The following is a 14886-nucleotide window of genomic DNA, read 5'->3' as shown; positions in this document are numbered from 1 at the left end:
GGGGAAGGCGCGGCCCGCCTTGGGGCGGCCCGGCGGCGACCGCTGAGTCCTTCTTCTTTTCCACGCTGATCCATCACGCCATGCCGATTCCCGCCCTTCCCTCTTTGCAAGAACTAGAGAACGCCGAAGAATTTCTCGCCCGCCACATCGGCATCGATGCGGCGGACGAGGCGCGCATGCTGCCGGTGATCGGCTCGGAAACGCGGGCGGAGCTCATCGACGGCATCGTGCCCGCGGCCATCCGCCGCGCGAAGCCGATGCGCCTGCCGGCCCCGGTGACCGAGGCCGAGGCGCTGGCCGAGCTGAAGGCGATGGCGTCCAAGAACAAGGTGTTCAAGAGCTTCATCGGCCAGGGCTACTACGGCACGCACACGCCGGGCGTCATCTTGCGCAACGTGCTGGAGAACCCCGCCTGGTACACCGCGTACACGCCCTACCAGGCCGAGATTTCGCAGGGCCGCATGGAGGCGCTCCTCAACTTCCAGACGATGGTGTGCGACCTCACGGGCATGGCCATCGCCAACGCATCGATGCTCGACGAAGCCACGGCTGCGGCCGAGGCGATGACGCTGGCCAAGCGCAGCGTCAAGAGCAAGAGCAACGTGTTCCTGGTGTCGGGCGACTGCCATCCGCAGACCATCGAGGTCATCAAGACGCGCGCCGCGCCGCTGGGCATCGAGGTCAAGGTGAGCACCGCTTCCGAGACGCTTCCGCACCTCATGGTGAGCGGCGAATTCTTCGGCGTGCTCGCGCAGTACCCCGCCACCACCGGCCACGTGCACGACCTGCGTCCGCTCGCGGGCCACGCCCATCAATGCGATGCCGCGTTCTGCGTGGCCGCCGACCTGCTGGCGCTGACGCTGCTCGCGCCGCCCGGCGAATGGGATGCCGACATCGTCTGCGGCACCACCCAGCGCTTCGGCATGCCGCTGTGCAACGGCGGCCCGCACGCCGCCTACCTGGCCTGCCGCGATTCGTTCAAGCGGTCGCTGCCGGGCCGCCTGGTCGGCGTGAGCGTCGATTCGCACGGCCAGCCCGCCTACCGCCTCGCGCTGCAGACGCGCGAGCAGCACATCCGCCGCGAGAAGGCCACCTCCAACATCTGTACCGCGCAGGTGCTGCCGGCCGTCGTGGCCAGCATGTACGCCGTGTACCACGGACCCGATGGGCTCACGCGCATCGCGCAGCGCGTGGCGGCGCTCACCGCCATCCTCTCGAAGGGCCTGTCGCAGATGGGCCGCGAGCCGGTCAACACCACCGCGTTCGACTCGCTCACGATCCGCACCGGCGACGACACGGCCGCGATCATCGAGCGCGCGCAGGCCGCCAGCGTCAACCTGCGCCAGCGGCTGCAGCAGCACCTGGGCATCTCGCTGGACGAGACCACCACGCGCGCCGACGTCGAAACCCTGTGGGCCCTGTTCGTGCCCGCCGGCACCGCGATGCCGCGCTTCGACGACCTGGCCGCGAACACCACGCCGCTGATTCCCGAAGACCTGCGCCGCGCCAGCGCCTTCCTCACGCACCCGGTGTTCAACACGCACAAGAGCGAGACCGCGATGCTGCGCTACATCCGCAGCCTCTCGGACAAGGACCTCGCGCTCGACCGCAGCATGATCCCGCTGGGCAGCTGCACGATGAAGCTCAACGCGACCAGCGAGATGATCCCGATCACCTGGCCCGAGTTCGCGAACATCCACCCCTTCGCACCCGCCGAGCAGCAGCTGGGCTATGCGCAGCTCGACGCGCAACTGCGCGCATGGCTGTGCGAAGCAACCGGCTACGCGGGCATCAGCCTGCAGCCCAACGCGGGCTCGCAGGGCGAGTACGCGGGCCTCCTGGCCATCCGCTCGTTCCACGAAGCCAAGGGCCAGGGCCACCGCAACATCTGCCTGATTCCCTCGTCGGCGCACGGCACCAACCCCGCGAGCGCGCAGATGGTGGGCCTGCAGGTGGTGGTGACGGCCTGCGACGCGCAGGGCAACGTCGACATGGACGACCTCAAGCGCGCCTGCGAGAAGCACAGCGCCAACCTGGCCGCGGTGATGATCACCTACCCCAGCACGCACGGCGTGTTCGAGACGCGCGTGAAGGAGCTCTGCGAGCTCGTGCACGAACACGGCGGCCGCGTGTACGTCGATGGCGCCAACATGAATGCGCTGGTCGGCGTGGCCGCGCCGGGCGAATTCGGCGGCGACGTGAGCCACCTGAACCTGCACAAGACCTTCTGCATCCCGCACGGCGGCGGCGGCCCGGGCGTGGGGCCCGTCTGCGTGGTCGAAGACCTCGTGCCGTACCTGCCGGGCCATGCGACTGCCGGCGTCGCATCGAACGGCGTCGGTGCTGTTTCCGCTGCGCCGCTGGGCAACGCGGCCGTGCTGCCGATCAGCTGGATGTACTGCCGCATGATGGGCGCCAAGGGCCTGCAGGCCGCGACCGAAACGGCCATCCTGAGCGCCAACTACATCAGCGCGCGCCTGAAGGACCACTACCCCACGCTGTACGCGAGCCCCAACGGGCATGTGGCGCACGAGTGCATCCTGGACCTGCGCCCGCTGAAGGACACGAGTGGCGTCACCGCCGAAGACGTGGCCAAGCGCCTCATCGACTACGGCTTCCACGCGCCTACGCTGAGCTTTCCCGTGCCCGGCACGCTGATGGTGGAGCCGACCGAGAGCGAGCCGCTGGTCGAGCTCGACCGCTTCATCGACGCGATGATCGCCATCCGCGGCGAGATCCGCCGCATCGAAGAAGGCGTGTGGCCGAAGGAAGACAACCCGCTCAAGCACGCACCGCACACCGCGGCCAGCCTGCTGGGCACCGAATGGGCGCACCCCTACTCGCGCGAGCTCGGCGCGTTCCCGCTGGCCGAACTCAAGCTGGCCAAGTACTGGCCGCCGATCGGCCGCGTGGACAACGTCTACGGCGACCGCAACCTGTTCTGCAGCTGCGTGCCGGTGGGCGAATACGAAGAAACGGAAGCGGCCCGGGCCTGAAGGCGGGGCGCTGCGGCCCCTGCCCGATCAGCCTTCGCGGCGGTACATCGCCCACTTCACGGTGAGGATGTCCGCGGCGATCTTGGCCGCGTTGACGCCTGCGTAGGTTTCGGTGGTGTCGAATTCGAACGCCTCCTGGTAGCGCTTGACCTGCGCATAGTCGCGGTCGAAGGTCATCGGACCCATGAGCTCCGCGGGGTTCACGCCCACGGGCAGCGCCAGGAATTTCTCGGGATCGGTAGCACTCTGGTAGAGGTCGACGCTCAGCAGGCTCATACGGGTGTCCTCGAAATTTTTGAAGGTCGATCCATCATCTGCGGCCTTCCCGCCGCCCGCAATCGGCCTGCGCCTACATGGCGCGCGGCCTCGCAACCCGACTCGGCGATTCAGGGCTGCTTCTTCTTCGCGAGTTCGCCGGTGGCGATCTGCTGGCGGAAGCCCCGCAGGCTGGCCTTCACCTTGCGCTCGTTCTCCGGTCCCATGCGCACCATGATCTTCTGGCCCGAGGACATCGACTCCAGCTTCGGATCGACGTACTCGTAGCGCACCCAGGGGCGCTGCGAGGGCACGTCGCCCTTCACCTCGACCAGCCGCACCTGCACCGGGCCGCTGGGCTCGGGCGCCTGCAGCAGGTTGTCGATCACCGCGATGAGCCGGTCGTTGAAGTAGCGGCCCGGAAAGCCCAGCTCCTCGTACGCCTCCTGGAACAGCGGATAGAGCTTGGCGTACACCGTCGCCGCCTTGGCCGGATCGACCGTCTCGGCCATCAGCACGACACCGTTGTAGCGCGCCGCGTTGTTTGCGGCGATGGTCTGCGTGCCGCCCTGCGGACCTTCGGTGATGAAGCGCTGCCCCGTGGGCTGCACCGGCCATGCGCTGGCGGGCGCCTGCTCGCGCGCGAGGTTGTCGACCGTGGCCACGAAGCGGCGCACGATGCCGTCCGAGCGCAGGTAAGCCGAGGCGTTCTTGCCGCCGATCAGCTCGCTCAAGGCCTTCATCACGCGCGAATCGGATTCCGCGAGCGCGGGCAGTGCGGCATCGGGCGGTGCCAGTGCATCGACGGGGTTCTGCGGGCCCGTGGGCTCGGCGGCCGCGGGCGGCGTGGCGGGCCTGTCGTCCGGCGCCGCGGCCACCGGGGTGGGCTCGGGCGCCTTCTGCTGTTGCTGCTGGTACCAGCGCCAGCCGAAGAAGGCGGCTGCCAGCACCACCAGGCCGATGACGACGATCGTGCCGATCGGCGTCTCGCGGCGGGGCCGGAATTCGGGGGCGTCCCTGGAACCGGGAGATTCGTTGTCGGTCATGGCGGCACGTTCCTTTTTGCTGAAGGCTGTGTGATGCAACGGATCGGTCGATGTTGCATCAATCGCCACGCCATCACGCCACAAGCTCGTAACGCCTTGTGACGCAAGGCGCCGCCTGCGCGAAGGTTCAGGCCGGCGCGCTGAGTGCCTGCAGCCACGCGATCGAGCCCTGCAGCTCGGCCGGGCGGATCTCGTGCGCGCCCGGAAAGTCCGAGCCCGACAGCGCCAGCGGCAGCGTGCGTGCCAGCTCGCGCGTGACCTGCGCCGCGCCCGGCGGAATCACGTTGTCGGCGCTGCCGTGGCTCACCCACAGCGCCTTGCCCTCGAAGGCCTCGGGCGGCGCGATGTGCGGCACCACCTGCGAGAGCAGCCGGCTGTGCCACACCATCGCGGCCCGCAGCTTGGCAGGCTGCGTGAGCAGCAGCGACAGCGCCATGATCCCGCCCTGGCTGAAGCCGCCCACCACGATGCGCTCGGGCGGCACGCCCAGCTGCTGCGCGGCCGACTCGATCATCTCGCCGACGAGGAAGCGGCTCTCGCGCTCCTGCGCTTCGTCGATCTGCCGCTCGCCGTTGGGCAGCACGCCGAATTCGAACCACGCATAGGCATCGGGCGACAGCACGTACGGCGCACGCAGGCTCAGCACATGGAACTGCGGCGGCATCAGTCGTGCGAGGCCGAACAGGTCCTGCTCGTTGCTGCCCACGCCGTGCATCAGCACCAGCAACCAGGGCTCGCGCACGTTGGCCTGTGCGCTGTGTTCGAGAAACTTGAGGGGCAGGTGAAGTTGGGTCATGCGATGCGTTCAGAGGGATGCGTGAAAACCTTGGGCGAGCGCGCGCGTCACTTCGGCGGCCGGCAACTCGCGGCAGCCGGTGGCGTTCTGCCCCGACCAGAGCGGCGAGAAGTCGCCGCTGCCCTTCGCCTCGGCCTTGGCGCGCAACGGCGCGATGCCCGAGGTGGCGAGCGGAAACTCGGGCGCCGCCGCGCCGATGGGCCCCAGCTCGCGCATCACGCGATTGACGATGCCGCGCGCGGGCCGGCCGGTGAAGAGGTTGGTGAGCGCGGTGTGCCGTGCCGCCTCGCTCTTGAGCGCCGCGCGATGGATCGCGCTGGTCGTGGCCTCGGGCGTCAGCATGTAGGCGGTGCCGACCTGCACACCGGCGGCGCCGAGCGCCATGGCCGCAGCCACGCCATGCGCATCGGCAATGCCGCCGGCCGCGATCACCGGCACCTTCACCGCGCGCACCAGCTGCGGCAGCAGCGCGAAGGTGCCGAGCTGCCTGGTGAGGTCGTGCGAGAGGAAGTGGCCGCGGTGCCCACCCGCTTCGAGGCCCTGCGCGATGACCGCGTCGGCGCCGTGCGCCTCGAGCCACAGCGCTTCTTCGACCGTGGTGGCCGAGGCCAACACCTTCGCGCCCCAGCCGCGCACGCGGGCGAGCAGCTCCTCAGGTGGCAGCCCGAAATGGAAGCTCACCACCGGCGGCTCGAACTCGGCCAGCAAGTCGGCCACGTCGGCGCTGAAGGGGTTGCGACCCGGGCCGGTCGGGATGCTTGCCGCATCGATGCCATGCTCGGTGTAGTAAGGCGCGAGCGCAGCACGCCAGGTGGCTTCGCGCTCGGTGCTCGGCACGGGCGGCGTGTGGCAGAAGAAGTTGACGTTGTAGGGCTTGTCCGTTCCGGCACGGATCGCCGCGAGTTCGCTGCGCATCACATCGGGGCCCAGCATGGCGCAGGGCAGCGAGCCGAGCCCGCCGGCGTTGCTGACCGCGATGGCCATGGCGCTGACCTGGATGCCGGCCATCGGCGCCTGGATAAGGGGGAGTTCGGTGCCGAGGAGTTGCTGCAGCGTGGTCATGGGCGAGGTCCTTGCATGTCGGGAGCCGGCGATTGTCTCGCCAACGCCGCAAGCGCGGCACCCGCGGGGTCATCGGCGCGCGCTTCCGGTGCGCCAGGTGCCGCTGGCGCAGGCGCTAACCGTTCTTGTGGAGCGCCCCGGCCTTGTGGATCGCCTTCTTGCCGGACTTGCTGCTGCGCACTTCGAACTCCGGATCGTCTTTCGTCGCCTTCGCCGTGTGCCCCTTCACGTGCGCGGTACCCGTCACCTTGCGCGTCACCACGCCGGTCGTCTTTCCTTGGGAGGTGTTCCAGGCGACCTTGTCGCCCGCCTTCGGCTCAGTCTTCATGTGCGTTGCCTCGTGAATGCCTGCGATCAGAACAGTCTCGGCATGCAGGCGCGAGGACGGCGTCGCGACGGCCGACGAAAGGCGTAGGACGGTGCCGTCAGCGAGATCCAGGTCCGCGCCCCGAAACTGCGATCGGCGCCGCGCAGCGTTCGCCGCGCGTCTTGAGCAGCAGGTGCGGACCGACGTGCTGTGAGCGCACGCCGTCGAGGGTGAGATGCGCGGTGATGGCGCGCACTGCCTTGCCCTCTGCCGTCTTTTTATTCTTCGCTAGTCCACTCCACCTGCACGCCCAGGCTGCGCAGGTTCTCCACGAAGCGCGGATGCGCGCGGCGGATCGGTGTTGCGTTGCGGATCTCAGAGCGCCCCTCGATGCTCGCGGCCACCATGAAGAGCGCGATCGCCACGCGGATGATGTACGGGCTCTCCACCACCGCCGGCGTCAGCGGATTGCCGCCGAAGGTGATGAGCCGGTGCGGGTCGGACGAGAACACGTGCGCGCCGAACTTGGAGAGCTCGCCGGTCCAGCCCAGCGCGCCGTCGTACACCTTGTTCCAGAACATCGCGTTGCCCTGCGCGCGCACGCCCAGCGCGATGAAGATGGGCAGCAGGTCGACCGGAAAGTAAGGCCATGGCGCCGCCTCGACCTTGGTAAGCACGTTGCTCGTGAACGGCGTCTGCACCTTCAGCGGGCCGGTGCGGATGGCGCGCGACCAGCCGTCCGAGTGCTCGATGCGCACGCCGAATTTGGCGAAGGTGCGGTCCAGCAGCGGAAAGTTCGCGGGCGCGCTGTTGCGCACGATCACGTCGCCGTCGGTGATGGCGCCGAGCGCGAGGAAGGTCGTGATCTCGTGAAAGTCCTCGTCGAAGCGGAACTCGCCGCCCGTGAGCGCGCCGCCGCCGTGCACCGTCACGCGCGAGGTGCCAATGCCCTCGATGCGCACGCCGATCATCGCCATGAAGCGGCAGAACTCCTGCACGTGCGGCTCCGAGGCGGCGTTGGTGAGCGTCGATGTGCCGTCGGCCGCGGCCGCGCACAGCACGAAGTTCTCGGTGGTCGTGACCGAGGCGTAGTCGAGCCAGTGGTCGGTGGGCGTCAGGCGCCCGGCGCTGCGCACGAGCAGCGACCCCTCGGTGCGTTCCACCTGGCCGCCGAAGCGCTGGAACACCTCCACGTGCGGATCGATCTCGCGCACGCCCAGCGTGCAGCCCTTGACGTTGTCCTCCAGCCGCGCAACGCCGAAGCGCGCGAGCAGCGGCGGTACCAGCATGATCGACGAGCGCATCTCTTCGGGCAGCCGATGCAGCGCGGCGTCGAACGCGGTCTCGCGGTGGTGCAGCTCGAGCGTGCCGGTGGCGTGGTCCATGTTCACGTCGCTGCCGAGGGTGCGGAAGATGTCCAGGATCTTGCGCACGTCGGTGATGTCGGGCACGCCGAGCAACCGCAGCGGCTCGTTGGTGAGCAAGGTGGCGCAGAGCACCGGCAGCACGGCGTTCTTGTTGGCGGAGGGGGTGATGCGGCCGCGGAGCGGCGTGCCGCCGTGCACGATGAGGTTGGACATGAAGGTGCGGAGGTGCGGAAAAACGAAAAAAGGCAGGGAGCCCTGGCAGGCGGGAAAGGATCGCGGACCGTCCGCAACCGGTGACGGGACTTTAGCTTCCGCCGACGGCGATCTCGCTCCGAATAGTTGTAAGAACTTTGGCTGCAACGGAGCAATCGGCGCTGTCTCGCCCGTCCAACAGCAACAAATTCGGAGGAATGTCTCATCGCCTGGACATGTAGCAAGTTGTACGATTTCGTATCTCTTGTCACAACTTAAAACCACCGCGATGCCCACGTTCGAAGAAAACGGGCGCACTGCGCGCTCCGCGCAGCCACGCCCTACCGCCCGCCCCCTGTTTGCTTCGTCGGCCACTGCGCTTGCAGTCGCCCTGCTCGCCGCGGCGCCGCAGATTGCAAGTGCCGCGAACGAGTGCGGACCGGACGGCGCAGGGCAGGACGCCCTCACCTGCTCGGACCCGAGCTACCCCACCGGGATCACGTACGCCAACTCCAACGGATTGACGCTCAACCTGAACCAGGCAGGCATGGTCGTCACGGGCAGCGTGTCGCTCTCGACGCTCGTCGGCCCGATCGCCCCCCGGCTCACCGTCAATGTGAACAACGTCGACTCGATCACCTCTGCCGGCTCGGCCGTCTCGGTTGCCACCTCGGCGGCCGGAGGGCTCGCCCTGGTCAACGTCCACACCGGAGCGCTCACCACCACCGGCAACGTGGCCACGGTGTCGGCGAACGGCGGCGGCGCGGGTGCCGATGCCGAGGTCACGCTCACTGGGGGCCAGGTCTTCAACACCGGCACCGGGGGCGGGCTCCTGGCATCGACAGCCGGCGTTGCGGGAACCGGCAACGCCGCCGTCGCGATCATCGGCGGCACCGTGCAGACGTCCGGCACGGCCGCCGCGTCGGTCATCTCGGGACCGAACCACACCGGCACGTCGAGCGTCAGCATGAGCGGCGGCTCCGTGCTGTCCTCGGCAGCGAACGGGCTGGCGGCGACGACCGCCGGCAAGGGCCTCGCGCAGGTGCAGGTGACCGGTGGCACCGTCGCTGCCACCGGCGCCAACGGCGACGGCATCTTCGCTTCCAGCAAAGCCGGCACGTTCGCGGTGGACGTGACGGGCGGCACCGTCACCGGCGGGGGCCTTCGCGGCGCGGCGATCCACATGTCGGCGGCGGCCGGCGGCACGGTCAGCATCGGCGCGGGCGCGGTCATCGACGGCAGCGCCTCCGGCGTCTCGATTCGCGATGGCGATGCCAACCGCGACGGCGTCGACGAAATCGGCGGCAACTCAATCATCAACACCGCGGGCACCCTCAACGGCGCCGTGCTCCTGGGCGGGGGCACCGACACGCTCAACGTGACCGGCGGCACGATCAACGGCAACATCGCCGGCGACGGCGTCGACACGCTCGCCTTCAACGTCGGCGGAGGCACGTTCACCCACGGCGCGGCCTTCGGCATCACCGGCATGAGCGCCGTCGTCATGAACTCGGGCACCGTGCAGCTGGACGGCACCATCGCCGACGCCAGCTCCGTGACCGTGAACGGCGGCACCCTCGTGCTCGGCGGCACCAACAGCTACACGGGCGGCACCTTCCTCAACGGCGGCGTGCTGTCGGTGGCGAAGGACGCCAACCTCGGCGATGCGGCCGGCGCGCTCGATTTCGACGGCGGCACACTGCGCACCTCGGCCGATTTCTCGACGGCGCGCACCGTCGTGCTCGGCGCCGGCGGCGGCACCTTCCAGACCGATGCCAACCTCGCGGTGTCCAGCGGCATCACGGGCGCGGGCAGCCTCACCAAGACCGGCGCCGGCGTGCTGACGCTTTCCGGCACAAACACCTATGGCGGTTCCACGAATATCGCCCAAGGCACGCTGCGCGCGGGCGCCGCGGGCACTTTCAACGCCGCTTCGGCGCACAACGTGGCGACCGGCGCAACGCTCGACCTCGCGGGCTTCAACCAGGCCGTCGCGTCGCTGGCCAACAGCGGCACCGTCTCGCTCGTGGGCGCCGCGGCGGGCACGACGCTCACGGTCAACGGCAACTACGTCGGCAACAACGGCGTGCTGAAGCTGGGCACGGCACTGAATGCCGCCGGCCCGTCGGACCGCCTCGTGATCGACGGCGGCACCGCCACCGGCAGGACCAGCTTGCAGGTCACCAACCTCGGCGGCCTGGGCGCGCTCACGAGCGGCAACGGCATCGAGGTGATCACCGCGCAGAACGGCGCGACCACCACCGCGCAGACCACCAAAGACGCCTTCTCGCTGGCCGGCGGCCACGTGGATGCCGGCGCTTATGAATACCGCCTGTACGCGGCCGATGCGGCCGGCGCGGGCGAGAACTGGTTCCTGCGCTCGACCGCCATCCCCGTCACGCCGCCGGCGACGCCCGGCGCCCCCGTGGTGCCGGTGATCGCCTACCGCGCGGAGGCCTCGCTCTACGCGGCGCTGCCGAGCCAGCTGCGCCAGGGCAACCTCGCGATGCTGGCCGACCTGCGCAAGCGCGTGGGCGACGACGACGTGCAAGGCACCGCCACCACGCCGACCGGCTCGGACCGTCGCGCGTGGGCCCGCGTGCTCTCCACCGATATCGACATCCAGCAAGGCGGAACCGTGTCGCCCACGAGCAAGGGGCGCCTCACGGGCTTCCAGGCCGGCACCGACCTGCTGGCCACGCCCAACGTGCGCGCCGGCCTCTACGTCGGCCAGCTCGACGGCGATGCAACGGTCAACGGCTTCGCCAGCGGCGTGAACAACCTGCGCACCGGCCGCAACGACCTGCGCAGCCAGTACGTGGGTGTCTACGGCACCTTCACCGCCGACAGCGGCCTGTACGCCGACGTCGTGGTGCAGTCGGGCCGCCATCGCTACACCGTCGAGCCAATGCTCGGTGGCGGCATCGGCGGCAAGGGCAACAGCCTGTTGGGCTCGATCGAAGTGGGCCAGTCGTTCGCGCTGGGCGGAAGCGGCTGGGCCATCGAGCCGCAGCTGCAGCTGATTCACCAGCACATGGACCTGAGCGATTCCGCCATCCTCGGCGCGGTGGTTCAGCCCGAAGCCGACAGCGGCTGGATCGCGCGCGCAGGGGTTCGCGTGAAGGGCCAGATCGACACCGGCATCGGTGCGCTGCAGCCCTACGGCCGCTTCAACGTCTACCGCACGTCGAGCGGCACGGACATCGCGCGCTTCGTCAACGGTGCGACGCGCACGGGCATCGAGGCACCGACCGGTGGCACGAGCACCGAACTGGCCGGCGGCTTCACGCTGGCGCTCGGCCAGACGACCAGCCTCTACGGCGAAATCGGCAAGTTGTGGTCTTCGGGCGGCGACGCCAGGGTCAAGAGCTCGATCAACGGCTCGCTGGGCGTTCGCGTGAAGTGGTGAGCGCAGGCGGTTTGCATCGCCAAGGCGTGCCGCATGACGCCGGACCTGCAAAGCGTCACGCCTCGAGCGCCAGGTGCGCGCAGAGGCGACCAGGTCCCGGACCTCGCGCGAGCGGTGGATATCTCTTGCCAAGGTCCTGACACGAGCTCATGACGAGGTACGTATTTCGTTCGTTCCTCATTGGGCAATCTGTATTTTTTGATGAGGAACGACAGGATGAATCTGTATTACAGAACGGTGTGGAGCGAGGGCTTGGGCGCCGGCGTGGCGGCGGCCGAAAACGCGAGGGCGCCGCGAAGCGGTGGCGCGCGCGGTGCACGTGGTGCACGTGGTTCGCGGCGCACCGCCACCGCCAGCGCGGCCCTGGCACTCGTCGCAGTGGCCGTCGGCGGCGCAGCACAGGCTGCGACCTTCAGCGTCGCCAACGAGGCCCAGTTGATCGCGGCCATCGATGCCGCCAACGCCAGTGCGGACCCGACCTCGGTCATCACCGTCACCAAGGCCTTCACGGTCACGACGCCGCTCCCGCAGATCAAGGCGAATGTGACGGTCAATAGCGCTGCCATTGCCACCACCATCGGCTCGGCCGCCGGCGCGTCGCTGGACGTCCAGGCCGGCGCGAGCTACCAGAGCACCGCCGCGATACGCGTGGGCAACGTGGCCGCCACGAGCGGCACCCTCGTCGCCCAGGGCAGCGGCGCTTCCGTCGCGGCATCCGTGCTGCAGACCGGGCCCGGGCTGGCCACCATCCGGGTGCTCGACGGGGCGAGCGTCGTCACCGCCGGCAACGCGGAGCTGGGCGGCAACAACGCGGCATCCAACAAGGGCGTCACGAACATCGTGGTGAGCGGCAACGGCTCCACGCTGAACATCGGCACGGGCTACTACCAGCACGACGGCTCGCTCCAGGCCTCCGGCGGCGCCAAGGTCGAGGCCAACGTGATGCAGCTGGGCCTGAGCGTGGGCGATGTGTTCACGGGCGTGGTGACGGGCGCGGGCACCGTCGTCGGAACCCGGTCCGGCATCCTCACGCTGGGCGGCTACGGCACGGCGAACGTGACCGTGGGCGACGGGGCGATCATCAAGTCGAACAATGGCGGCTCCATGCTCGTCCTGGCCAGCCAGCCGGGCAGCACCGCAACGCTGAACATCGGGGCAGCGGCGGGCGACGCACCCGCCGCTCCAGGCATCGTGAACGCGCTGAACGTCAACGGCGGCGCCGGCAAGGCGACGCTGAACTTCAACCACGATGCCAGCGCCTACGAGTTCGCGGTGCCGATCACCGGATCGACCGCGGTCAACCAGGTCGGCAGCGGCACGACGGTGCTCACGGGCAACAGCACCTACGGCGGCGGCACCAACATCGCCGCGGGCACCCTGCAGGTGGGCAATGGCGGCACCACCGGCTCGTTCTTCGGCAACGTCACCAACAACGCCGCGCTGGTCGTCAATCGCAAGGATGCCTTCACCCTCGCGGTCAACATCAGCGGCGCCGGCACCGTGCAGCAACTGGGCACCGGCACCACGACGCTGGTCGGGACCAGCACCTACACCGGCGGCACCACCGTCGAGGCCGGCCGCCTCGCGGCCGGCAGCGCGGGCGCCTTCGCGCAGAACACCGCCTACACCGTCAACGGCGGCACGCTGGACCTTGGCAACTGGGACCTCGCGGCATCCAGCCTCTCGGGCACCGGCGGCACCGTGGCGCTGAACGCCCGGACCTTCACTGCCAACCAGGCCGGCGACAGCACCTACGCCGGCGCCATCACCGGCACGGGCGGCCTCGTCAAGGATGGCGCCGGCGCCCTCACGCTCTCGGGCGGCAGCAAGTACAGCGGTGCCACCACCGTGGCCGGTGGCACCCTGCGCGCCAGCGCGGCGAACGTGCTCAGCGGCGCGAGCGCGTTCAACGTCGCCGCAGGCGCCACGCTCGACCTGGCCGGCAACAGCCAGACCATCGCCTCGGTGACCAACGGCGGCACCGTCTCGCTGATGGGCGCCGCGCCCGGCACCACGCTCACCGTTACCGGCCCGTGGGTGGGCAACGGCGGCACCCTGCGCCTGGGCACGGCGCTGGGCGGCAGCGCGAGCGCGAGCGACCGCCTCGTCCTGAGCGGCGCCACGGCCGTCGCGAGCGGCACGACGAATGTGCAGGTCACCAACCTCACCGGCCTGGGCGCGCTCACCACCGGCAATGGCATCGAGGTGATCAGCGCGATCAACGGCGCCACCACCACCGCGCAGACCGGCAAGAGCGCCTTCGCGCTGGCCGGCGGCCACGTCGACGCGGGCGCCTACGAGTACCGCCTGCACGCGGCAGACGCGAGCGGCGCGGGCGAGAACTGGTACCTGCGCTCGTCGATCACCGTCACTCCGCCGGTGGACCCGGGCAACCCGGGCTCGCCCGGCACGCCCACCACGCCGGTGTCGCCCATCGCGCCCATCGTGATCCCGACCTATCGCGCGGAAGCCTCGCTCTACGCGGCGCTGCCGAGCCAGTTGCGCCAAGGCAACCTCGCGATGCTGGCCGACCTGCGCAAGCGCGTGGGCGACGACGACGTGAAGGGCACCGCCACCACGCCGACCGGCTCGGACCGCCGTGCGTGGGCCCGCGTGCTCTCCACCGATATCGACATCCAGCAAGGCGGAACCGTGTCGCCCACGAGCAAGGGGCGCCTCACCGGCTTCCAGGCCGGCACCGACCTCCTGGCCACGCCGAACTGGCGTGCCGGCCTCTACGTCGGCCAGCTCGATGGCGATGCAACGGTCAACGGCTTCGCCAGCGGCGTGAACAACCTTCGCACCGGCCGCAACGACCTGCGCAGCCAGTACGTGGGCATCTACAGCACCTTCACCGCCGACAGCGGCCTCTACGCCGACGTCGTGGTGCAGTCGGGCCGCCATCGCTACACCGTCGAGCCGATGCTCGGTGGCGGCGTCGGCGGCAAGGGCAACAGCCTCTTGGGCTCGATCGAAGTGGGCCAGTCGTTCGCGCTGGGTGGAAGCGGCTGGGCCATCGAGCCGCAGCTCCAGTTGATCCACCAGCACATGGACCTGAGCGATTCCGCCATCCTCGGCGCAGTGGTTCAGCCCGATGCCGACAGCGGCTGGATCGCGCGCGCGGGCGTTCGCGTGAAGGGCCAGATCGACACCGGCATCGGTGCGCTGCAGCCCTACGGCCGCTTCAACGTCTACCGCACGTCGAGCGGCGCGGACATCGCGCGCTTCGTCAACGGCGCCACGCGCACCGGCATCGAGGCACCGACCGGTGGCACCAGCACCGAGCTGGCCGGCGGCTTCACGCTGGCGCTCGGCCAGACGACCAGCCTCTACGGCGAAATCGGCAAGCTGTGGTCTTCGGGCGGCGACGCCAGGGTCAAGAGCTCGATCAACGGATCGCTGGGCGTTCGCGTGAAGTGGTGAGTGCAGGCGGCCAGGTTGCCAAGGCGTGCCGCA

The 14886-nt window shown here is 69.5% G+C and carries 9 protein-coding genes; 3 read left to right on the top strand and 6 right to left on the bottom strand.

Annotated features, from left to right (window positions below):
• The first annotated feature begins 80 nt into the window (after positions 1-80).
• On the top strand, positions 81-2996 hold the full coding sequence (gene gcvP, locus RT97_RS02015) for an aminomethyl-transferring glycine dehydrogenase (protein WP_042577119.1): 2916 nt from the start codon (positions 81-83) through the stop codon (positions 2994-2996).
• Positions 2997-3023: 27 nt separating this feature from the next.
• On the opposite strand, the gene RT97_RS02010 is transcribed toward gcvP, so the two are convergent.
• From RT97_RS02010 to RT97_RS01985, 6 genes are all read right to left on the bottom strand, one after another.
• On the bottom strand, positions 3024-3272 hold the full coding sequence (locus RT97_RS02010; RefSeq protein WP_042577118.1) for a hypothetical protein: 249 nt from the start codon (positions 3270-3272) through the stop codon (positions 3024-3026).
• A 110-nt stretch (positions 3273-3382) separates the two neighbouring features.
• Positions 3383-4297, bottom strand: coding sequence for a DUF3014 domain-containing protein (locus RT97_RS02005; protein WP_042577117.1), 915 nt, complete (start codon positions 4295-4297; stop codon positions 3383-3385).
• A gap of 127 nt (positions 4298-4424) precedes the next feature.
• Positions 4425-5093, bottom strand: coding sequence for an alpha/beta hydrolase (locus RT97_RS02000; protein WP_042577116.1), 669 nt, complete (start codon positions 5091-5093; stop codon positions 4425-4427).
• 9 nt (positions 5094-5102) lie between these two features.
• The gene (locus RT97_RS01995) at positions 5103-6155 is read right to left on the bottom strand and encodes an NAD(P)H-dependent flavin oxidoreductase (protein ID WP_042577115.1); all 1053 of its coding nucleotides are present in this window, start codon (positions 6153-6155) and stop codon (positions 5103-5105) included.
• A 115-nt stretch (positions 6156-6270) separates the two neighbouring features.
• Positions 6271-6483 carry a DUF2945 domain-containing protein gene (locus RT97_RS01990; protein ID WP_042577114.1) on the bottom strand — a complete coding sequence of 71 codons (213 nt, stop codon included), beginning with the start codon at positions 6481-6483 and terminating at the stop codon, positions 6271-6273.
• Positions 6484-6740: 257 nt separating this feature from the next.
• A complete protein-coding gene (locus RT97_RS01985) occupies positions 6741-8042 on the bottom strand; it encodes a UDP-N-acetylglucosamine 1-carboxyvinyltransferase (RefSeq protein ID WP_042577113.1) in 1302 nt (433 codons plus the stop codon).
• Positions 8043-8310: 268 nt separating this feature from the next.
• Between RT97_RS01985 and RT97_RS01980 the strand changes: the two genes are divergently transcribed.
• Positions 8311-11430 carry an autotransporter family protein gene (locus RT97_RS01980; protein WP_042577112.1) on the top strand — a complete coding sequence of 1040 codons (3120 nt, stop codon included), beginning with the start codon at positions 8311-8313 and terminating at the stop codon, positions 11428-11430.
• A 216-nt stretch (positions 11431-11646) separates the two neighbouring features.
• Positions 11647-14853, top strand: a complete 3207-nt coding sequence (locus RT97_RS01975) for an autotransporter family protein (RefSeq protein ID WP_042577111.1) — start codon at positions 11647-11649, stop codon at positions 14851-14853.
• Positions 14854-14886 lie beyond the last annotated feature (33 nt).

This window comes from Variovorax paradoxus, assembly GCF_000834655.1.
GTDB lineage: Bacteria > Pseudomonadota > Gammaproteobacteria > Burkholderiales > Burkholderiaceae_C > Variovorax > Variovorax paradoxus_F.
The sequence above is the reverse complement of the archived record's forward strand: the minus strand, read 5'-3'. Positions and strand labels throughout refer to the sequence as shown.